The sequence below is a fragment of the Butyricimonas hominis genome (assembly GCF_014287455.1).
GTDB lineage: Bacteria > Bacteroidota > Bacteroidia > Bacteroidales > Marinifilaceae > Butyricimonas > Butyricimonas muris.
Genome location: NZ_JACOOH010000002.1, coordinates 644,649 through 665,493, shown reverse-complemented (window position 1 = coordinate 665,493; position 20,845 = coordinate 644,649). Strand labels below are relative to the sequence as shown.

The window sequence follows — 20,845 nt, the reverse complement described above, 5'->3', positions numbered from 1 at the left end:
TTGTTATTTTAGTATGAAAAGTATTTTATTCTTAATTAACAACTTAGGCTCTGGTGGTGCTCAACGGCAAATAGTTGAATTGGCTGTAAGATTTAAACAATCGGGATATAATGTACGTTTTTTGATTTATGAACGTGCTTTTAGTGATTTCTATTTTGAAACGCTTGCTAATCATGGTATTGAGATCGATGATGTTGCAGAAAGTAATTATTTAAAACGTATTTATAAAGTTAGGAGATATATTCGAACAAGTGTGCCGGATGTATTGATTGCTTTCTTGGAAGCAAGTAGTTTTATGGCCGAATTAGCTAGCTTCCCGTCAAAAAAATGGAAATTAATAGTTGGCGAAAGAAGTGCTAATCCTGCTATAAAGAAGTCGTTGAAATTAAAGTTTTTCAGACAATTTCATGTATTGGCAGATTATATTGTTGCTAATTCTTATGAGAATATACGTATAATTCAAGAGATAGCTCCAATAATAAAAAGAGATAAATACAAGGTTATTTATAATATCTTTAATGAAGATAAATTGAAACCGATAGATGATTTTGAATTTGGCAAGCATGACAAGTTGAATCTTGTTGTAACCTCAAGTCATCGATATTTAAAAAATCTAGATGGTTTAATAGAGGGGGTGAAGTTGATGAATTCCGAAGATAGAAATAAATTGAGAATTAATTGGTATGGTAGTAATTTGTTTGATGATTCTTTAGAAAAAGCATTGGAAAAGGTGAAGAATTATGATTTTGAAAATATTTTTTCTTTTCATAAAGATACTTTGAATATTTATGAATTTATGAAAGAAGCTGATGCGATAGGGCTTTTTAGTTATTTTGAGGGACTGCCAAATGCGATTTGTGAAGGAATGCTTTTAGGTAAACCGATTATCGCAACAAGAGTGTCTGATATACCATTATTTATAAAGGATAGAGTCAATGGATTTCTTTGTGATGCAGCAGATCCTATGACAATAGCACAGGCTTTATCTTCATTAGTAGCTTCTTCATCCGAAGAATTATCAATAATGGGTAAATGTAATTATGAGGTTGCTCAAAAATTGTTTGATAGAGAACAAATTTTGAAAGCCTATGAATCATTGTTTTAGGATATGTATATATTGATGATATCCCGTGGGTATCCAAGTTTAAAAGACCCGCAATGGGGTGGTTTTGAGCGAGATCAAGCAGAGGCATTGAAACGTTCAGGTCATAAAGTTGTTGTGTTGAGCGTTGATAGACGTTTTAGGTTTTATTGGAGAAAAATAGGCATTACTAGTGATGTTATAAATGGGATACCGATATTTAATTCTTTTCTTTTGCCTAGTGCTTTTTTTAGAATATGGGGAGAGAAAATATTTTTTAAAATATTTAGTATTCAGATGGATAGATTGTATCGAAAGGTGCAAGCAAAGTACGGTAAGCCTGATATAATTTATTCTCATTATTTATATAATACCGCAGTTGCAACAGATTTAAAATGTAAATATAAGATTCCCTTAGTAGGTATTGAACATTGGAGCAAATTGAATAATGATAAATTATCTAAATATTTAAAATTTTTAGGCAAAAAGGCTTATGGCGGAGCTGATGTTGTGATTGCTGTTTCAAAATCGTTAGCTAATAGAATAGATCAACATTTCAAAAAAAAGGCCGTTGTTATTCATAATATGGTTAATGCAAGTTTTTTTGAACGATCACAATATTTCCCAAAAAAGGGCGTATTTTCTTTTATTACAGTTGGAAATTTATTTCCGATTAAAGGACATGATCTATTAATAGAAGCATTTAAGAAAGCTTGTTTTGATGATCATGTTGAGTTGAAAATTATAGGTGATGGAAGGTTGAGGTTTTATCTGGAACAATTAGTAGATAAGTATAGATTGAATCGTCAAGTTAAGTTTCTAGGGAAGAGAAATAAAGAAGATATTAAAGAATTTTTAAATTCTTCAAATGTATTTGTTTTATCTTCTATAGCTGAGAATTTTTCAGTTGCTTTATTGGAAGGGTTGGCATCAGGATTGCCCGCAATAGCAACTTTGTGTGGAGGTACGGATGAATGTATTAATGAGTCAAATGGAATTCTTGTACCTGTAAAAAATGTAAATGCTTTAGCCGAAGCTATGAAACAAATGGTTATGAATTATTCTCAATATGATAAAGAGAAGATCAGGGAAGAATGCAAAAATGATTATTCCCCAGATGTTATAGTTGATAAATTGATATACGTGTTTAATGGGGTACTTGTAAAGTATTAATATATGAAAAATTTGATAATAATAGGTGCCGGAGGAATGGGACGTTCCGTTTATAGTATGGTGGTAGAGTGTGATGGTTATAATGTGGAATATGTTGTGAAAGGATTTATTGATAATAATCTTTTTTCATTGGAAGGATTTGATGATTATCCCCCTGTGTTGGGTACGATTGATGATTATATTCCTCAAGAAAATGATATATTTATTTGTTCAATCGGTGATATTATAGCAAAAAAGAGATGTTGTGAACTATTGAGTCAAAAAGGAGCAGTATTTATTACGATAGTTCATCCTTTGGCTCGAGTTGTCAAAACAGCAAAATTGGGCAAGGGAGTTATTGTAGCTCCTTATGCAACAGTAAATGCAAATTCTGTAATTGGTAATCACGTGTTAGTGCAAACGCATAGTGTTGTATCGCACGATGTGGTGATAGGAGATTGGACTAGAATTGACACGCATGTTGTTTGTATTGGTGGAATAAAGATTGGAAGTAAGGTGGTGGTACATACTGGGGCAATTATCAATCATAATGTGTTAATAGAAGACGAAGCTTGTGTTGGAGCAGGAAGTTTTGTTGTTACGAATGTGAGAAAAGGTACTTCTGTATTTGGTAATCCAGCACGAGAGTTTAAAATAAAAAATTGATAAAATGGAAATTGTTAAAAGACTGTTAGAGGAACGGGTTTGTTTGGTTACAGGTGCAGGACGGGGGATTGGACGCGTTATAGCAGAACAGTTTGCCGCAGAAGGGGCTATTGTGTATGCTAATGATTTGTATATGGGAGATATGGATAGTTGGGCTAAACGAAATGCAGAAAAATACATGACTCGAATGATACCTGTTTGTTTTGATATAACTGATGAGAAAGCAGTGAAGCAGTCTCTTTCACAAATAATGAAATTGGAAAAGAGAATAGATTGTTTAGTTAATAATGCTGCTATAATATCGAATCAAAAATTAGGTATGATTGTGATGTCTGAAGCTGAAAAGATGTTTAAAGTGAATGTTTTGTCCGTTATTAATATGATTCAGATAGTTGCTCGTTTGATGGCAAGAAATGGAGGAGGAGGGATAATAAATATTTCTTCTATTACAGCAACGAATGGCTCTGCGGGACAAGTAGCTTACTCTGCAAGTAAAGGTGCGATTATTTCATTGACAAAATCTTGTGCGAAAGAATTGGCTACCATGAATATTAGAGTTAATGCAATAGCACCAGGTATAGTAAAAACAGAAAGGTTTGAAGAGTTATATGAATCGGATGGTGAAAAGATTGATGGTAGAATTGATAAAATTGCCTTGGGACGACTTGGAACTCCTTTGGATGTAGCAAATGCTTGTTGTTTTCTGGCTTCCGAGCGAGCAAGTTATATCTCTGGACAGATTTTAGGTGTTGATGGTTGTGCTTCTATTTAATAGTGTTTTGAAATGTTTCTGAATATCAATAAAAAAGAGCGAGCTTTAATAGCAGCAATAGATGATAGTGGAAGACAAATATCTTATGGGGAACTTGTTGAAGCTAGTGTAGATTTTGAAAGAGTGATAGGAAAAAGAACTCTTATTTTTATTTTTTCGGAAAATGTTATTGGTTCTTTAGTTGGTTATGTTGCTTCTTTGGCTGCTCGTGTTGTACCTTTAATAATTAGTACGAATACTGAAAGATCATTGTATCTAAAATTAATAGATACGTATTTACCGGAGTATATTTGGGTACCAGATGCTTGTGTGGTAGATTTCACGTATGAAGTTATTTTTTCAAAATACGGGTATACGTTGCTGCGGACGAATCATGTTGCTCCGATTTTGTTTGAGGATTTATCTTTATTATTGCCAACTTCCGGTTCCACGGGAAGTTCAAAACTAGTAAGGCATAGTTATCGGAATATAGAAGCTAATGCTGAAAATGTGGCTTCTTTTTTTGGATTTACGGCAAAAGACAGAGGTTTAGCTATTCTTCCGATGCACTACACGATGGGATTGTCTGTTATAACAAGTCATTTATGGACTGGTGCGACGGTACTGTTGGTGAAGAAGAGTATGTTGGATCGTGATTTTTGGACGTTTTTTAAAGAGCAGAAAGCAACAAATTTTACAGGAGTCCCTTATAGTTTTGAAATTTTGAAAAAGTTGCGGTTTACAAGAATGGAGCTTCCAGATTTACAAATTATCTCGCAAGGAGGAGGAAAAATGAATAAGGAGATGTTTGCTTTTTTTGCGGAATACGCCAAAACAACAGGGAAGAAGTTTATTGCAACTTATGGACAGACTGAATGCACTGCAAGAATGGCATTTTTGCCTTCGGAATTGGCTTGTGAGAAGACAGGAAGCATCGGGAATGCAATACCCAATGGAAAGTTATATTTGATAGATGATAAAGGAATGGTGATTGATAAGCCTTATATTGAAGGGCAGCTGGTGTACGAGGGAGAGAATGTGACATTAGGTTACGCGTACTCTGCAATGGATTTATCGAAAGGTGATGAAAATCATGGGATCATGGAAACGGGGGACATCGCATTTAAAGATTCTGATGAATGTTATTTTATTGTAGGAAGAAAAAGTCGATTTTTGAAATTATTTGGGTATAGAGTTGGACTGGATGAATGTGAAGCATTTATAAAAGAAGCGTATAATATAGATTGCGCTTGTGTAGGTAATGATGATTATATGAATATTTATATTACAGATGTTTCTTTGAAAGAGCAAATTCAAAATTTGCTTGTTATCAAGACAAATTTAATAGCTTCCGTTTTTAATATTATAGGTATTGATGTGATACCCAAAAATGAATCTGGTAAAACGTTATATAGTGAGTTAAATTAAATAAATTGTTTATAATATGACAAATCTTGAAAAGTACAACAGGGTATTTATGGAGGTATTTTCGGTTTCAGAAAAAGCTTTTGACCAAGAATTCTCTAACCAAACAATAAAAGGGTGGGATTCAATTAAACAATTGAGTCTTATAACATCTTTAGAGGATGAATTTGATATTATGTTTGATACGGAGGATATTGTTGCTTTTTCTTCTTATAGTGTCGGTAAGACTATATTAAAAAAATATGATGTGATGATTTAATATGATAGATTATTTGTAGTAAATAAAACTAAGATTTTAGTTTGGTGTATGCAGAAATAGAGATTGTTATTTGGATGATGAAAAGAAAATTTTAACTTGTTGGATGTTCCTATTTTGAAAGCAAAGATGTTTGTGATTGATTTATAATATAAGATGAGTGTATATGTGTCTTTAGTGAAAAGGGGGATTGATTTCATTCTTGCCCTAATAATGTTATGTATTTTAATGCCGTTTTTATGTGTTGTTGTAATTTTATTATTGATTGCACATAAAAAAATAACCGGGATATTTTTTGTACAGACACGTTTGGGGTATAGGGGAATACCTTTCAATATTTTGAAATTTAAAACAATGAGTGATGAAAGGGATGAGAGTGGGATATTACTTCCTGATGCAGATAGATTAACACCTGTAGGGCGAGTCGTGAGGGCGTTATCTATAGACGAACTGCCTCAATTAGTAAATGTGTTGAAAGGAGATATGGCATTAGTGGGGCCTCGTCCTCTTCCGGTAAAATATAGGGAGCTTTATACTTTAGAACAATTTAGACGGCATAATGTGCGTCCCGGTATTACGGGATGGGCTCAGGTCAATGGAAGAAATAATATATCGTGGACGAAGAAGTTTGAATATGATGTATGGTACGTGGAACATATTTCTTTTATGTTGGATTTGAAAATTTTATTTTTGACAATAAAGAAGGTTTTCATGAGGGAGGGGGTAGCAAAAGATGGAGAAGCGACAACGGTTCCTTTTGATGGCACCAATTGACAAGTGAGGGGGCAAAAAGATTGGCTTGTCGTAATAAGAAAAATGTGGTATGTTCAGTGAAAATGATTCGAAAGGATAGGACGAGAGCCTAAAACATGGTGTAAAAATTGAGAGTCTATTAAAAATAATTGCAAGTTAAATTAATAAATAAAGCACTTGTGATAGAGAGGCATGTATGACAAGTCTTGGCTATAAAAGTGCATGTTTAAAAGACTTTTATGAATCGAAAACGTATTTATCTTTGCCTGGCACACATGTCTGGTGAAGAACAAAAGTTTATAAAAGAGGCATTTGACATGAATTGGGTGGTGCCGCTGGGACCGAACGTGAACGGTTTCGAGGAGGATATCAAGCAGTTTATCGGGGAAGGTAAAGAGGTGGTGGCGTTATCAGCCGGAACGGCAGCGGTGCATTTGGCGTTGTTGGCTTGTGGTGTCGGGACTGGTGACGAGGTGATCGTGCAGTCGTTCACGTTTTGTGCATCCGCTCACCCGGTGACTTATCTAGGGGCTACTCCGGTGTTCGTGGATTCGGAGGTTGATAGTTGGAACATGGACCCGGATTTGCTGGAGGAGGCGATCAAGGAGCGGGTAGTCAAGACGGGGCGTAAGCCAAAGGCGATTATCCCGGTGGCGCTTTACGGGATGCCATACGATTGCGAGCGAATCTTGGAGATAGCCACCCGTTACGATATTCCCGTGATAGAGGATGCCGCCGAGGGATTCGGTTCGAGGTATCGAGGGCAAGCGCTCGGGACGTTCGGGCGTTACGGGGTGTTGTCGTTTAACGGGAACAAGATGATCACCACGAGCGGTGGCGGTGCGTTGATTTGCCCGGACGAGGGGACGAAGCGGGAAGTGATGTTTTACGCGACGCAAGGACGTGAGGCTTATCCTTATTACCAGCACGAGAAGATCGGTTATAATTACCGGATGTCGAATATCTGTGCCGGAATCGGGCGGGGACAGATGACGGTAGTGGAGGAGCACGTGGCGCATCACAAGCACGTGCAAGCGTTGTACCGGGAGTTGTTAAAGGGGGTAGATGGTGTGACCCTTCACGAGAACCCGTCGTCATGTTATGACAGTAATTTTTGGCTTTGCACGGTGACTCTTGAGCCGGATTTGCATGTCAAGGGCGAGGAACACGCTTACGAGGAAGCGGTACAAGGAGCCGTTGGTGGAGCGGCGGGAGTAACCCGGGCGGCTTCGGCTTTACACACGGCTTGCGAGCCGAACCGAAACGTGGAGGCGATGCGGTTGGCGTTGGATCGGGCGGGGGTAGAGAGTCGCCCGTTGTGGAAACCGATGCATTTGCAGCCTGTTTATAGAAATAACCCTTGTCACGTGAACGGGGTGAGCGAGTCGTTGTTTAAAACGGGACTCTGTTTGCCTAGTGGTCCTTGCGTGACGGATGATGACGTGAGTTATATTGTAGAACAAATTAGAATGAATTTATGATTGTCGATTGGGAGATTTACCAATTTATGATTTACGATTGGGCGATTGAGTGATTTAGACCAGAGGCTGTGTTTTTTGACACAGCCTCTGGTCGTTTTTGTGGGTATTGTTTCCTTGTACATGAAAAAGGTCATTTCACGAAATATAAAACTACAGATTTATGAAAGAATTGAATGATCAATCGCAACGTCTCGTGGGAGACCGTTTTTTTATACGTAAAGGTGAACGCACAGTGAGATATTTTTACTCGGAAATTCTGTACGTGGAAGCTTCGGGATGTTATAGTCGTATTTATTTTCGGGATCGGTCCACGCTTTTCGTCACCAATCCTCTTGTGGCGACCGAACTGTTGTTGCCGAGGAATATGTTTCGGCGGGTTCACCGGAGTTATATCGTGAATCTTTGGGAGATTGAGGGGTTTGTCAATAACACAATCTACATTGATGATATTTTGATACCGATGAGTTCCCGTTACCGGGAGGAGGTATTCGGGTGTTTCGTGTTTTGGAATTTTAGGTCAGAGAAAAAGGGGGAAGAGGATAAAAGTGCATAGAAGATAAAATCGTTAATTATTAATCGTGCTTGTGAGATGACCTTGTATAGATAAATATAGAACAAGTTCCGTTTAGATAATTTTTCCGGGCATTCAGATAATAAATCGGGGCATTCAGATAATTTCGTTTGGTAAAGGGCGGTTTGGGATGTACTTTTGGAATACAATTAAAAATTACAAAAGATTATGGGAGTATTACAAAACGTGATTAGAGAGATTGGGGATATCGTGAATCGATTGTCGGTGTCCTCGAGAGAAAAACAGAAGATACAGGAGGAGATTCAATCTCTGGTGTATCGTTACAAGAGTGAGCTGGTGCGTGAACAGTCGGCGGCAGTGGGTGATGAGATGCGGGGAAATTGGTTGCAACGGTCGTGGCGCCCGATGGTGATGCTGGTGCTCACGTTGTTGGTTGTACTGGGAGTATTCACGGAGTCGTCAATGTTGTCCGACACTTCCCGTTTTTGGGATTTGCTGGAAATCGGGATAGGCGGGTACGTGATTGGTAGAAGCGGGGAAACGATTACCGGTAACCTGTTGTCCCGAAGACAGAAATAAGGCATGTGTTTCATTTTAAATTTGAAGTGTTATGGAAATTATTGACAATTTGTTGTTCGGGGATAACGTGAAGTATTTACAGTGTTTGAAATGTAACGTGAGGTTATCGCACTCGGATACTATCGTGCTGCACGGGACGGGAGGTGCAAGCGCTGTTTCGTCCGCCCTTTACTTGAGCAGACCGGACACGGGAGTATCGGCTCATGCGGTGATCGGCCGGGACGGGGAGATATTCCAGTTGTTGCCTTTTGACGTGAAAGCGTGGCACGCGGGGAAGAGTTACCATGCCGGAAGGGTGAACTTGAATGATTGTTCGATAGGCATAGAGTTGGATAACGCCGGAGAGTTGCAACGGGTAGGCAACAGGTATTACTCGTATTTCGGGCGGGAATATTCTCCCGAACAGGTGTACACGACCGAGATAGAAGGGAGAGCGAGGTACTGGCATCTGTTTACCGAGGGGCAATTTAAAATTCTGGAAGAGGTTTGTCGCTTGCTGAAAGAAAGGTACAAGATCAAATATCTCGTGAGGCATTCGGATATCACTTCACGAAAGGTAGACCCGGGACCGGCATTTCCCTTCGAGGAGTTGAAGAAGAGATTAAAGTTTAATTAATTAGAAAAGGAGGTTGTTATGGCTCGTTGTTATTCAAGTGTGTTTAATCGTTTTTCGGGGCAGATAGGGAGGGTAATTTATTATCAGGTAGGGGATAATCTTTACATGAGAACATCCCCGGGACAGGTGAAGGATTGTCGTTCGGAGTTGCAATTGTATTACAGGGAGAGAATGCGGGGAACGGTCACGTTTTACGGGGTTGTCCGGCAGACGCTATTGGCTCTCGTGTGGCAGGCCGTGGGGCGAAGAAAGAAGCGTTCGGCGTATAATCTTTTCGTGCAGGCCAATATTCGGGCGTTTAACGGGACTGCATTGCTGTATGATTTGGTGCGTTTCAGCTCGGGAGGCTTGGGTTTGCCCCATGATTTACAAGCGTGCCGGGAAGGCGATAAGGTTCGTTTGACATGGAGGAATGAAGATATGTTGAGCGATGAACGGCTGGCGGACGAATTGTGGTGCGTGGTGATGACGGAGGACAAGAATTTCCGGATTATCGGACCGGGAGAAACCGAGGCAATTCGAGGGGATGAACTCGTGGAGATAGAGCTCACGAGCGAGGAAAGAGGGAAGGTACATTTTTATTGTTTCTTCGGGTCAGCGGGGAGAGATGATTTCTCGGAGAATTTACATTTCGTGTTATGAATATATGTTTTATTTTAAAATTTGAGATTATGGCATTATTTAAATCATTTTTGTTGGGAGACGTAAGAAAATCAGTGGCTAACGTGACGATGTACGCTGGGGCGAACGGGTACAGTATCGCGCGAGGCAAGAGGAACACGGTGCGCAACCCGCGGACGCCCGCGCAATTGACGCAACGGGCGAAGTTGAAGACACTGGAAGAGGTTTCCCGGTATTTTGCCCCAGCGGCGGTCCTTGGTTTCCCGGGACGTAAGGGTGGAAGCACGTTCTATAACGCGTTCGTGTCATCGAACATGGCGGCAGTGACGGTGGACGAGAATTACGAGCCCACGATTGATTTCGAAAAACTCAAGTGTGCCGCCGGTTCTTTGCAAAACGGTAAAGTGACTATCACGGTGGACGAGGAGAACGGTAAGGTGATGGTTTCACAGGAGGCTCAAACTCGGTGGAACACGGTAGCTAACCCGACGGACGTGTTGCACGTGGTGGTTTACGAGAAGACCAAAAAGGAGATGATCGTGGAAGCTTGCAGGAATCGTAAGGAAGCGGGTTCAACATCGATCGCGATGGACGAGGGATGGAGTAAAGAGAATCTCGTGTTTTACGCTTTCATGTTGTCGAAGGACAAGCGGAAGGCGTCGAATAGCGTGACGGTTCGACCGGAATAGTGTTTTTTCCCCTAGGGCAAATGCGTGAAAACACTTTTTGCCCTATTAGTCAAAGGTTTATAAAGTTCATAAGGTCCGTAAAGTCCATAGACCCTGCGGGCGCTTAGCTTACGGCAGCAAAGCTGCCGATGAACACAGTCCGAAGGGGACGCCCGTGACTTTATGGACCGGGCAAAAAGCGGTTTCATGCGAATTGTCCGGTTTTTTCCCCGCGAGTTGAGAGGCTGGCGGGGAATTTTTTATTATATTCGCGGTGCGAACACGTGTAGTTGAAAATAAACAAATAAAACGCATGGCTATAGTATTCTATCAAAAAGATGCAACAGTGTATGCCGTACACTATAAAGATACGGAAAATCCTTTAGATGTAAGTAAATTAGAATGGTTGTTCAGTGGTGCGAAGAGAGTGCGGGAGGATGTTCTGGATAGCTTTTTCGTGGGGCCTCGCCGGGAAATGATTACCCCGTGGAGCACGAATGCCGTGGAGATTACCCAGAACATGGGGATTGCCGGGATATTGAGGATCGAGGAATTTACTCGCGTTGAAGATGAGAAAGCAACTTTTGACCCGATGCTTCAAGCATTCTACAAGGGGTTAAATCAAGATACATTCACGATTGACAAGAAGCCGGACCCGATCGTGTATATCGAGGATATACGGGTTTACAATCAACAGGAAGGGTTGGCTTTGAACGAGGATGAGATTTCTTATTTGGAGAGTTTGAGCAAGAAGTTGAACCGTCGTTTGACGGATTCGGAAGTGTTCGGGTTCTCGCAAGTGAATTCGGAGCATTGCCGGCACAAGATTTTTAACGGAAGGTTTATTATTGACGGGGAAGAGCAGGAGGAAAGCTTGTTTGCCATGATCAAGAAGACTTCCAAGACGAATCCTAATCGTATTGTATCGGCTTACAAGGATAACTGTGCTTTTATCGAGGGACCTGCCAGCGTGCAATTTGCCCCGGTGTCACAGGATAAACCGGATTTCTACACGCAGAGGGATATCAACACGGTGATTTCGTTGAAAGCGGAAACGCACAATTTCCCGACAACGGTAGAGCCTTTCAATGGAGCTGCAACCGGTACGGGCGGTGAAATCCGCGACCGTATTGCCGGGGGACGGGCTTCTCTTCCGTTAGCGGGTACGGCTGTTTACATGACTTCCTACCCTCGCTTGGACGCCGACCGCCCGTGGGAACAGGTTATTAATCCCCGGAAGTGGTTGTACCAGACTCCGGAAGATATATTAATCAAAGCTTCGAACGGGGCTTCGGATTTCGGCAATAAATTCGGTCAACCGCTAATCGTGGGTTCCGTGCTGACTTTCGAGCACGAGGAACACGAAAAAACGTATGGTTACGACAAGGTGATCATGCAAGCCGGGGGTATCGGGTTCGGTAATAAAGACCAAGCAACGAAACATACCCCGGAGGTAGGTGAGGAAGTTGTGTTGTTGGGGGGTGACAACTATCGTATCGGTATGGGCGGCGGAGCCGTTTCATCGGTAGATACGGGTGTGTATGCCAACGCTATCGAGTTGAATGCCGTGCAACGTTCCAACCCGGAAATGCAACGCCGGGTATGTAATGCGATTCGTTCTATGGCGGAAAGCGAGAATAACCCGATCGTGTCTATTCATGACCACGGGGCAGGCGGGCATTTGAATTGCTTGTCCGAATTGGTGGAAGAAACGGGAGGTTTGATTCATCTGGATAAGTTGCCCGTGGGTGATCCGACACTTTCCGACAAGGAGATCGTGGGTAACGAATCGCAGGAGCGCATGGGACTCGTGATTAAATCCGGGGACGTGGCAACATTGCAACGGGTGGCTGACCGCGAACGCGCACCGATGTACGTGATAGGGGAAACGACCGGAGATCACCGTTTCGTGTTCGAGGACGGGAAGACCGGGGAAAAGCCAATCGACTTGGAGATGACCGATATGTTCGGGAATCCGCCGAAGACGATCATGGAGGACAAGAGTAAAAAAGAACACTTTGCAGAAATAGAATATAGTGCCGATAAAGTTGAAGAGTATATCGAGCAGGTATTACAAATCGAAGCGGTGGCTTGTAAGGATTGGTTGACGAACAAGGTCGACCGTTCCGTATCCGGTCGGGTGGCTCATCAGCAGTGTGCCGGACCGTTGCAATTGCCGTTAAACGATTTGGGTGCCGTAGTATTGGATTATCACGGGGAGAGAGGTATCGCGACTTCTATCGGGCATGCCCCGGTTGCCGCATTGGCTGATCCTGCCAGTGGTTCCCGATTGGCTATTGCCGAGGCTTTGACTAATTTAGTCTGGGCTCCGGTCGAAGAGGGACTGCGGGGTGTTTCCCTGTCGGCAAACTGGATGTGGCCCTGCAAGAACGCCGGAGAGGATGCCCGTTTGTATAAAGCGGTACAGGCTGCCAGTGATTTCGCGATAGAGTTGGGTATCAATATCCCGACGGGAAAGGATTCCCTTTCCATGACGCAGAAATACGGCAAGGATAAAGTATACGCACCGGGTACGTTGATCGTTTCCACCGTGGGAGAGGTTATCGACGTGAAGAAAATCGTTTCCCCGGTATTGAAGGCGGACAAGGATACAGAAATCGTTTATATTGATTTCTCTTTCGATAAGTTGAAATTGGGAGGTTCCAGTTTTGCCCAGATATTGAACAAGGTGGGACGAGAAACCCCGGACGTGAAGGACGCAGATTATTTCGCCGCTGCTTTCACAGCCGTTCAGCGTTTGGTGGACGAGGGGTATATTCTTGCCGGACACGATATCTCGGCAGGAGGTATGATTACCGCATTGCTTGAGATGTGTTTTGCAGACAATCGTTTGGGATTGGATATTGATTTCTCTTATTTAGCAGAGAAGGATATCGTGAAGATATTGTTTGCCGAAAACCCGGGCGTGTTGGTACAAATCAAGGATTGCAAGAAGGTTGCCGCTATCTTGGATGAAGCCGGGGTAGCTTATAACTTCTTGGGACGTACGGGTAAAGCCGGGAAGTTGAATATCAAGAAGGACGCTACCGTGTTGAATCTCGATATTCCGTCTTTGCGGGATCTTTGGTTCAAGACGTCTTATTTGCTGGATCGTCGTCAGAGCGGTAATGAATTAGCTCTTGAAAGATTCAAGAATTACAAACATCACGAGTTAAAATACAAGTTTGCCCCATCGTTCACGGGAAAACTGGCACAATTCGGATTAGATCGCAACCGCACGAAATCGTCGGGTATCAAGGCGGCTATTATCCGGGAGAAAGGATGCCAATGCGAGCGCGAAACGGCTTGGGCAATGCATCTCGCTGGATTTGACGTGAAGGACGTGCATATGACCGATTTGGTTACCGGTAGGGAAACTCTCGAAGACGTGAATTTTATCGTGTTCGTGGGCGGATTCTCCAATTCGGACGTACTCGGTTCAGCTAAAGGTTGGGCAGGAGCTTTCAAGTATAACGAGAAGGCTCGTATCGCTTTGGAAAATTTCTACAAACGTGAAGATACTTTGAGCTTGGGAGTTTGCAACGGTTGCCAGTTGATGGTGGAGTTGGATTTGATTTACCCGGAACACAAGGAGAAAGCGAAGATGTTGCATAATGATTCCCACAAGTTGGAGTCGGCTTTCCTGAGTGTCGATATCGAGGAAAACAATTCCGTGATGTTGAAGACTATGGCCGGAACACGATTGGGAATCTGGATTGCTCACGGGGAAGGGAAATTCTACCTGCCTTACGGTCAGGAAGAGTACAATATTCCGGTACGTTACTCGCATGATACATACCCCGCCAACCCGAACGGCTCGCCGTTTGCCACCGCAGCAATATGCAGTAAGGACGGTCGCCATCTGGCGATAATGCCTCATTTGGAACGTTCTATACACCCGTGGAACTGGGCGTATTATGCAGAGGGACGTGAAAATGACGAAGTGAGCCCGTGGATAGAGGCATTCGTGAATGCACGGTTGTGGGTTGAGAAACAAAAAGGACTTTAGGCTGAGTTTATAAAGTTCATAAGGTTTATAAGGTTCGTAAAGTTGTAGGGATCTATTCCTTGACTTTATGAACCTTCTTTTTTTCTTTAAAGAAATATTCTATATTTGTAGGAATAGATTTAAAAGTCCGCACTTATGGTTACAACATTACATTTTATACGTTTTTCTATATTGATTTTGGTATGCGTGATGGTTGTTCCCGAGGCGGACGCACAAGCCCGCCGTAAAGTTGACGATGAAGAAATAGCCAACCGTATCGTGGGTAGGGATTATGAACGTCAAATAAATATCTCGGGACGGGAAATTGTTTTTGACGGGAATATACGTTACATGTATCCGGATACGATAAATCTTTCTTTATTCGTGCAATTGGAAAGGTTATCCCGATCAGGAAATCCTTTGAACGCGGGGGTGTTGTTAACCGTGGACGCGGAGAATGAAAAAGTGTTATGGCGCGAGAAAATAAATAATGAATACGAGCGGCTGAATCCTATCGGAAGTATATTGTTGTTGGAAGCCGGAAATAACACTGCCTGTTATGACCGTAATACGGGAAAGATTTTGTGGCAGCATAAAAATCACTTTTCGCACGCGAGTGAAAAATGGGGAATAGCAATGGGGTACAAATTGACATCATCGTCACCTCGCCCGAAGTTGCAGGGCGTTGACGTGAAGACCGGTGAAGTTTTATGGGAAAACCATTTATATACTAAATACGGTTGGACGGAGATGAACGGGAAGGATGATTCCCTTGTGTTTGTGGTTTCCGATGCGTTGTACGGGCTCAACGTGAAAAGCGGGAAGGTCTGGCGGCATGAGCTGTTTTTGAAAGATTTGCCATTCGAGCGGGGGAAAGAAGAGTTAATGCAGAGTCTGGTATCGAATATTTACATGGAAGATGATAAGATTTACGTGGCCTCATGCGATCGGGTATTCTGTTTGGATAGAAACGGGAAAGTATTGTGGCTGCAGGGAGTGCCCCGCAAAATCGCCGCTCAGTCTTTGCTGTTCACTAAGGACAATTTGTTATATATGGTCAGTTTAGGGTATGGTAAAGTGGGTACTCTTTATCCCGCATGGGGACAGACTTTTATCGCTTCGTTCAACAAAGAAACGGGATTTCAAAATTCTTTTTCGGCCTATCCCAAGGAGTTGGGCAAAATTAATTACGTGCAATTGCGAGGCGACACGTTATACACCTTGTTTGAAAAGTATATGCTTAAATTCTCGATAGATAGTATACGGGGTATTTCTCCTCTTAAATTTATATACGATCAGGAGAAAGATGCCATGAAATATCTGGTAAGCGAGAATGTTTTCGTGATGGACGAGCATTCTTTGTACAAGAGTTTATATGAATGTGATTCCACGAAAACTTATGTATTCACGAATCAGCAGGCGATATTGTGCGTGAACGGGGATATGGCGTCTTATGTATGGCTGCAACCGGGACAGTATTGGGTAAGTTATATGGCTTACCGGGGATATCATTTTTTAGCGAACGAGGACGAAACCATGGTCGTAAATCCCGGTGGAGAGCTCGTGGCACATCTGAGAGTGGGAAAAGAATCGGTGCGGATAGGGGATAAACTTTTTGATGCGCAGAATAACCGGATTGTGATTGTAGATTTGGAAAGTATTATAAGGTAAGCCAAGAAAATTTTGTACTTTTGCCCTTTAGACAGTGTAAACGTGCAATAATCATTCGGTATATGGAATTACTTAAAAAGAGAATACTACAAGACGGTAAATGCTTTGAAGGCGGCATTCTGAAAGTGGATAGTTTTATTAATCATCAAATGGACCCGATCCTGATGAAGTCTATCGGGGTTGAATTCGTGCGGCGTTTTGCCAATAAGGATTTCAACAAGGTGATGACGATTGAAGCGAGTGGTATTGCCCCGGCTATCATGGTGGGGTATCTTTTGGAGTTACCGGTAGTCTTCGCGAAGAAGAAGCAACCCAAAACGATGGAAAATATGATTTCCACGACGATTCGGTCTTTCACGAAAGACCGGGAATATAATGTTTGTATCAGTCGGGATTTTTTGAAAGAAAGAGATAGGGTTCTTTTTATTGATGATTTTCTGGCGAACGGGAATGCCGCGAACGGTATCATTGATTTGATCGAACAAGCGGGTGCTCAACTCGCGGGCATGGGATTTATTATAGAAAAGGCATTCCAACACGGGGGTGACACGTTACGGGAGAGAGGCGTGCATATCGAATCGTTGGCTATTATAGACAGTCTGGATAATTGTCAAATTAAAATCAGGTAACCGTATAAATTATGAGCACGAATAAACAAGTGAGTTCTGCCATTATATACGGGATTGAAGATCGGCCACCTTTTAAAGAAGCGTTCTTTGCCGCGTTACAGCATTTGTTGGCTATTTTTGTCGCTATTATTACTCCGCCGTTGATTATCGCGGGAGCTTTGAATCTTGATTTGGAAACGACAGGTTTTCTTGTTTCGATGGCTCTTTTCGCATCCGGGATTTCTACGTTTATTCAGTGTAAACGAGTCGGGCCTATCGGTACCGGGTTATTGTGTATTCAAGGAACCAGTTTTTCGTTTATCGGACCTATTATATCAACGGGATTACTGGGGGGACTGCCTTTGATTTTCGGGGTGTGTATGGCAGGTTCCGTGGTGGAAATGCTGATTAGCCGCATACTTAAATACGCTAAAAGAATTATCACTCCGTTGGTATCGGGGATAGTGGTCACTTTGATCGGAATGAGCCTCGTGAAAGTCGGGATAACAGCTTGCGGAGGTGGTGTAGGGGCGAAAGCTAACGGCACGTTCGGTAGTTTCGAGTATCTCGGATTGGCAGCATTGGTGTTGGTGCTGATTATCTTTTTTAACCGGAGCACGAACAAATATCTCCGGATGAGTTCTATCGTGATCGGGTTGGTTGTCGGGTATGTTATCGCTTATTTCATGGGAATGATTGATTTTTCCTCGGTACAGAGCTATTCCGGTGTGAATATTCCAGTACCGTTCAAATACGGATTGGCTTTTGACTGGTCGTCTTTTATAGCTATCGGTTTGATTTATATGATCACGGCGATTGAGGCTTACGGGGATATTACGGCAAATTCCATGATTTCCGGTGAGCCGGTGGAAGGAGAGAAGTTTATCAAGCGTGTCTCGGGAGGTATCTTGGCGGATGGTTTCAATTCTTTTTTGGCCGGGGTTTTCAATTCTTTCCCGAATTCCGTTTTCGCCCAGAATAACGGGATGATTCAATTGACAGGTGTTGCCAGTCGATACGTGGGATATTATATTGCTGCTTTTCTGGTCATTTTAGGTCTTTTCCCTGCCGTGGGGCTGGTCTTTTCGTTGATGCCGGAACCCGTGCTCGGTGGTGCTACTTTGTTGATGTTCGGGACAGTGGCAGCAGCCGGAATCCGGATTATTGCTTCCCAGAATATTAACCGGAAAGCGACTCTCGTGATAGCTTTAAGTTTTTCACTCGGGTTAAGTGTTGAATTGATCCCGGAGATACTGGCTTATTGCCCGGATACGATAAAGAATATTTTTTCATCGGGAATTACCACGGGAGGTCTTACCGCTATATTGGCGAATGCTTTGATACATATAAAAGAGTAGTTGTATTTCAACAGGATTAAATATGAGTGTAGAAGATATTTTTCCGTTAGCCGTGGAATTCAGGCGTCATTTTCACCAGCATCCGGAGTTTGCCATGCAGGAGGTGGAAACACAGCGTTATATTACAGAAGTATTGGATAAATACGGAATTGTATACCGTACCGTCGGGACCGGTGTTATCGCGATGATCGGGCAAGGGGAGAAGTGTGTGGCTATTCGTGCGGATATGGATGCTTTGAAGGTAACAGAAGAAACCGGATTGCCATTTTGTTCTCTGACTCCGGGAATGATGCACGCTTGCGGGCATGATATGCACATGGCTATGGTATTGGGGGCTGCTGTTGTTTTAAAATCACGGGAACAGGAGTTGAACGGGATGGTAAAGGTCATATTCCAACCCAGTGAAGAGAAAAGACCGGGTGGAGCTCGTCTTTTGTTGCCGGAGTTATTGAAAGCCCCTGTGCCGCAAGCTATATTCGGGCAGCATGTTTTTCCTAATTTGCCGACCGGAACAATCGGAATCCGTTCGGGGGCATTTTTTGCTTCTTCCGATAATATAATCTTTTCCGTCGAAGGGAAAGGGACTCACGCGGCAATGCCTCACATGGGATCAGATCCGATTTTGGCAACTGCTTGTTTGATTCAATTCTACCAGACTTTAGTCACTAAATTCCGTGATCCCTTGATTCCTGCCGTGATTTCGATTACTTCCGTGCACGGGGGAACATGCAATAATGTAATTCCCGATAAAGTGGAAGTTTTGGGAACGGTCAGGACACATGATAATACATTGCGTTACCGGCTATTCGAGTTGATAGAACAAAAGTCCAAGGAGATTTGTGAGTTGTATGGATGTACTTTTACCATGGACAAAACTTGGAACGGGTTGCCCGTGCTCGTGAATGACGAGCAACTGACAAAATTCGTGACTAATAATGCGACAGAACTTTTGGGAGAAGACCGTGTGATTTCGATGAAGCATCTCACTTTAGGGGAGGATTTTGCTATTTATTTGGAAAAGATTCCCGGGGCTTTTTGGGTATTGGGAGTTCGTCCGCCGGAGCAAGAGAATATGCCCCCGTTGCATAACCCGAAAATGTCACCGGATGAGAATGCGATAAAGATTGGAATAGCGTTAATGGTGAAGAATTGCCTTCAATATTTTATATAAAAAGACGGTGTAAAAGAGTTGGATGGTCTGTCTTTTACACCGTCTTTTTCTTTAATATGGTGGTCTCTATAGATTTGCGATGTCTACTTCAATGGCCGCGGGATAAAGTCTTGCGGGATCAAAGAATGTTGCACAACTATTCACGATGTGTTTGAGTTCCGGTTTAACTTTTCCTTTAAAAACCTCTTTACCATTGACAGTTAGGGTTATTTCTTTGTCCAAGTTTACCAATTCTTCACACAGGTAAATGATTACCTTTCCTTTGGTAGCGGGTTGGTAATTCTTCTCGCATTTGAGTTCAATTCCCCAGTTCGGGTCTATTTCCGTGGCTTTGTAAGTCACCACATCTGCTTTGAGGGCGATATGGTTGTCCGTGATATTTAATTCGTAATAGGTTCTGGATTTGGTATCATCATTTGAGCGTTCTTTCACGACTAAATTGTAGAATCCGTCACGGTACAATCCGTCCATTTCGAAATTCTCCCAACTCACGAATTTTGGATAAGGATTACGGGTATATTGCTTCAACCAAGGTGTAGTGGGTTTGTAATCTATGCCGTGTCCCATACCGGGGATGAGTTCGATATAGTGAATAAAACTTCCCGGGTATAATTTTTCTAATCTATCAAATTCGTCCTTTGTGTATTGGGTGAGTTTATTCCGATAAAATCCCCTGTCCAAGGCTCCTGTGCGTAAAGAAAAAGCAATATTCCTGCAGTTCTCGACAGGTGCGTTTTTCAGTGGTTCACCACCTGCCATGGGACCTGCTCCGGCTAAATAGTCGGCATAGAATGAAGCAAGACGCTGACTACCGTATCCACCTTCGGAAATTCCGAAAAAATAGACCTTATTGGGATTTATTTTGCCGGTAACAAAGGCCAGACGAAGCATCTTTTCCCACGCGTATTGCTTGGCTTTTTGCCACCAACGGTAATAATCTCCCATGTTGGGTATTTGGGGAATAAAGTAAACAGAGGGAGCGTCATCAAAATTCTTACATATACTGATTCCCGTTTTCCACTCGGCATCCTTGTGTCCCGATCCATGCGTGTACAAGTATAACGGGTATCCGTTTTCAGGGATTGTTTCACCTTTAAATCCCCAGTAATAAGGCATAATAGCGTTGGGTTCAAGTTCTGCCGGGAGAGTCCATTTCCCGGATTTCGTGTTATCCAATTTTTCGAGGTCGATTAATTTCTCTTCCGTGAAGTTATTATTGGCATCTTTCCAAGCCTCCCATACAATATTCTGCATTTTCTTCACGTCCGACAATTTGAGGGTGGCTTTATCTTCACATACTTTCTCTTTACCGGACAGGTAAGCGGAGAAGAATGAGGTTACTTTTGCCTTTGTTTTTAAATCTTGTTTCTTTAAGGATGTTTCTTGCGCCATACTATTTCCGGATATGACAAATACAAGTAACAGACTTAACATGTTAAGTGAATAAGTAGACTTCTTCATTTTTTAC

19 protein-coding genes are annotated in these 20,845 nt (G+C 42.4%); 18 read left to right on the top strand and 1 reads right to left on the bottom strand.

Translation table 11 applies throughout. The features are described from left to right. Nucleotides 1-13: 13 nt before the first annotated feature. From H8S64_RS06480 to H8S64_RS06395, 18 genes are all read left to right on the top strand, one after another. On the top strand, nt 14-1,105 hold the full coding sequence (locus H8S64_RS06480) for a glycosyltransferase (RefSeq protein WP_186975410.1): 1,092 nt from the start codon (nt 14-16) through the stop codon (nt 1,103-1,105). A 3-nt stretch (nt 1,106-1,108) separates the two neighbouring features. Beyond that, on the top strand, nt 1,109-2,254 hold the full coding sequence (locus H8S64_RS06475; protein ID WP_186975409.1) for a glycosyltransferase: 1,146 nt from the start codon (nt 1,109-1,111) through the stop codon (nt 2,252-2,254). A 3-nt stretch (nt 2,255-2,257) separates the two neighbouring features. Then, a complete protein-coding gene (locus tag H8S64_RS06470; protein ID WP_186975408.1) occupies nt 2,258-2,899 on the top strand; it encodes a NeuD/PglB/VioB family sugar acetyltransferase in 642 nt (213 codons plus the stop codon). 4 nt (nt 2,900-2,903) lie between these two features. Then, nucleotides 2,904-3,671, top strand: coding sequence for an SDR family NAD(P)-dependent oxidoreductase (locus H8S64_RS06465; RefSeq protein WP_186975407.1), 768 nt, complete (start codon nt 2,904-2,906; stop codon nt 3,669-3,671). Between the two features lie 12 nt (nt 3,672-3,683). Continuing rightward, nucleotides 3,684-5,078, top strand: a complete 1,395-nt coding sequence (locus tag H8S64_RS06460; protein ID WP_186975406.1) for an AMP-binding protein — start codon at nt 3,684-3,686, stop codon at nt 5,076-5,078. A gap of 16 nt (nt 5,079-5,094) precedes the next feature. Beyond that, complete coding sequence (locus H8S64_RS06455) at nt 5,095-5,334, top strand: acyl carrier protein (RefSeq protein ID WP_186975405.1); 240 nt, start codon at nt 5,095-5,097, stop codon at nt 5,332-5,334. 153 nt (nt 5,335-5,487) lie between these two features. After that, nucleotides 5,488-6,105, top strand: coding sequence for a sugar transferase (locus tag H8S64_RS06450; RefSeq protein ID WP_186975404.1), 618 nt, complete (start codon nt 5,488-5,490; stop codon nt 6,103-6,105). 218 nt (nt 6,106-6,323) lie between these two features. After that, entirely contained in the window at nt 6,324-7,565 is a 1,242-nt protein-coding gene (locus H8S64_RS06445; RefSeq protein ID WP_186975403.1) for a DegT/DnrJ/EryC1/StrS family aminotransferase, read from the top strand. 160 nt (nt 7,566-7,725) lie between these two features. After that, the gene (locus H8S64_RS06440) at nt 7,726-8,118 is read left to right on the top strand and encodes a LytR/AlgR family response regulator transcription factor (protein WP_099292496.1); all 393 of its coding nucleotides are present in this window, start codon (nt 7,726-7,728) and stop codon (nt 8,116-8,118) included. 186 nt (nt 8,119-8,304) lie between these two features. Further along, nucleotides 8,305-8,676: a 3TM-type holin gene (locus tag H8S64_RS06435; protein WP_099292495.1), complete on the top strand. Its 372-nt coding sequence runs from the start codon at nt 8,305-8,307 to the stop codon at nt 8,674-8,676. A 31-nt stretch (nt 8,677-8,707) separates the two neighbouring features. Then, a complete protein-coding gene (locus tag H8S64_RS06430; protein WP_186975402.1) occupies nt 8,708-9,292 on the top strand; it encodes an N-acetylmuramoyl-L-alanine amidase in 585 nt (194 codons plus the stop codon). Between the two features lie 18 nt (nt 9,293-9,310). Next, the gene (locus H8S64_RS06425) at nt 9,311-9,934 is read left to right on the top strand and encodes a hypothetical protein (protein ID WP_186975401.1); all 624 of its coding nucleotides are present in this window, start codon (nt 9,311-9,313) and stop codon (nt 9,932-9,934) included. Between the two features lie 29 nt (nt 9,935-9,963). Beyond that, nucleotides 9,964-10,602: a DUF6266 family protein gene (locus tag H8S64_RS06420; RefSeq protein WP_186975400.1), complete on the top strand. Its 639-nt coding sequence runs from the start codon at nt 9,964-9,966 to the stop codon at nt 10,600-10,602. 292 nt (nt 10,603-10,894) lie between these two features. Continuing rightward, nucleotides 10,895-14,590: a phosphoribosylformylglycinamidine synthase gene (gene purL / locus H8S64_RS06415; RefSeq protein WP_186975399.1), complete on the top strand. Its 3,696-nt coding sequence runs from the start codon at nt 10,895-10,897 to the stop codon at nt 14,588-14,590. A gap of 135 nt (nt 14,591-14,725) precedes the next feature. Continuing rightward, complete coding sequence (locus tag H8S64_RS06410) at nt 14,726-16,240, top strand: outer membrane protein assembly factor BamB family protein (RefSeq protein WP_186975398.1); 1,515 nt, start codon at nt 14,726-14,728, stop codon at nt 16,238-16,240. 62 nt (nt 16,241-16,302) lie between these two features. Beyond that, entirely contained in the window at nt 16,303-16,869 is a 567-nt protein-coding gene (gene xpt, locus H8S64_RS06405) for a xanthine phosphoribosyltransferase (RefSeq protein WP_186975397.1), read from the top strand. A gap of 11 nt (nt 16,870-16,880) precedes the next feature. Then, nucleotides 16,881-18,206 carry a nucleobase:cation symporter-2 family protein gene (locus H8S64_RS06400; protein ID WP_186975396.1) on the top strand — a complete coding sequence of 442 codons (1,326 nt, stop codon included), beginning with the start codon at nt 16,881-16,883 and terminating at the stop codon, nt 18,204-18,206. 22 nt (nt 18,207-18,228) lie between these two features. Continuing rightward, nucleotides 18,229-19,377, top strand: a complete 1,149-nt coding sequence (locus H8S64_RS06395; RefSeq protein WP_186975395.1) for a M20 metallopeptidase family protein — start codon at nt 18,229-18,231, stop codon at nt 19,375-19,377. A gap of 66 nt (nt 19,378-19,443) precedes the next feature. Here H8S64_RS06395 and H8S64_RS06390 read toward each other — a convergent pair whose 3' ends face one another. Continuing rightward, nucleotides 19,444-20,838 (bottom strand): hypothetical protein, encoded by a 1,395-nt coding sequence (locus tag H8S64_RS06390; protein WP_186975394.1) that lies wholly within the window; start codon nt 20,836-20,838, stop codon nt 19,444-19,446. Nucleotides 20,839-20,845: the final 7 nt, after the last annotated feature.

Coding starts and splice junctions, on each gene's coding strand:
- H8S64_RS06480 (WP_186975410.1), top strand. CDS start 14: ATGAAAAGTATTTTATTCTTAATTAACAACTTAGGCTCTGGTGGTGCT.
- H8S64_RS06475 (WP_186975409.1), top strand. CDS start 1,109: ATGTATATATTGATGATATCCCGTGGGTATCCAAGTTTAAAAGACCCG.
- H8S64_RS06470 (WP_186975408.1), top strand. CDS start 2,258: ATGAAAAATTTGATAATAATAGGTGCCGGAGGAATGGGACGTTCCGTT.
- H8S64_RS06465 (WP_186975407.1), top strand. CDS start 2,904: ATGGAAATTGTTAAAAGACTGTTAGAGGAACGGGTTTGTTTGGTTACA.
- H8S64_RS06460 (WP_186975406.1), top strand. CDS start 3,684: ATGTTTCTGAATATCAATAAAAAAGAGCGAGCTTTAATAGCAGCAATA.
- H8S64_RS06455 (WP_186975405.1), top strand. CDS start 5,095: ATGACAAATCTTGAAAAGTACAACAGGGTATTTATGGAGGTATTTTCG.
- H8S64_RS06450 (WP_186975404.1), top strand. CDS start 5,488: ATGAGTGTATATGTGTCTTTAGTGAAAAGGGGGATTGATTTCATTCTT.
- H8S64_RS06445 (WP_186975403.1), top strand. CDS start 6,324: ATGAATCGAAAACGTATTTATCTTTGCCTGGCACACATGTCTGGTGAA.
- H8S64_RS06440 (WP_099292496.1), top strand. CDS start 7,726: ATGAAAGAATTGAATGATCAATCGCAACGTCTCGTGGGAGACCGTTTT.
- H8S64_RS06435 (WP_099292495.1), top strand. CDS start 8,305: ATGGGAGTATTACAAAACGTGATTAGAGAGATTGGGGATATCGTGAAT.
- H8S64_RS06430 (WP_186975402.1), top strand. CDS start 8,708: ATGGAAATTATTGACAATTTGTTGTTCGGGGATAACGTGAAGTATTTA.
- H8S64_RS06425 (WP_186975401.1), top strand. CDS start 9,311: ATGGCTCGTTGTTATTCAAGTGTGTTTAATCGTTTTTCGGGGCAGATA.
- H8S64_RS06420 (WP_186975400.1), top strand. CDS start 9,964: ATGGCATTATTTAAATCATTTTTGTTGGGAGACGTAAGAAAATCAGTG.
- purL (WP_186975399.1), top strand. CDS start 10,895: ATGGCTATAGTATTCTATCAAAAAGATGCAACAGTGTATGCCGTACAC.
- H8S64_RS06410 (WP_186975398.1), top strand. CDS start 14,726: ATGGTTACAACATTACATTTTATACGTTTTTCTATATTGATTTTGGTA.
- xpt (WP_186975397.1), top strand. CDS start 16,303: ATGGAATTACTTAAAAAGAGAATACTACAAGACGGTAAATGCTTTGAA.
- H8S64_RS06400 (WP_186975396.1), top strand. CDS start 16,881: ATGAGCACGAATAAACAAGTGAGTTCTGCCATTATATACGGGATTGAA.
- H8S64_RS06395 (WP_186975395.1), top strand. CDS start 18,229: ATGAGTGTAGAAGATATTTTTCCGTTAGCCGTGGAATTCAGGCGTCAT.
- H8S64_RS06390 (WP_186975394.1), bottom strand. CDS start 20,838: ATGAAGAAGTCTACTTATTCACTTAACATGTTAAGTCTGTTACTTGTA.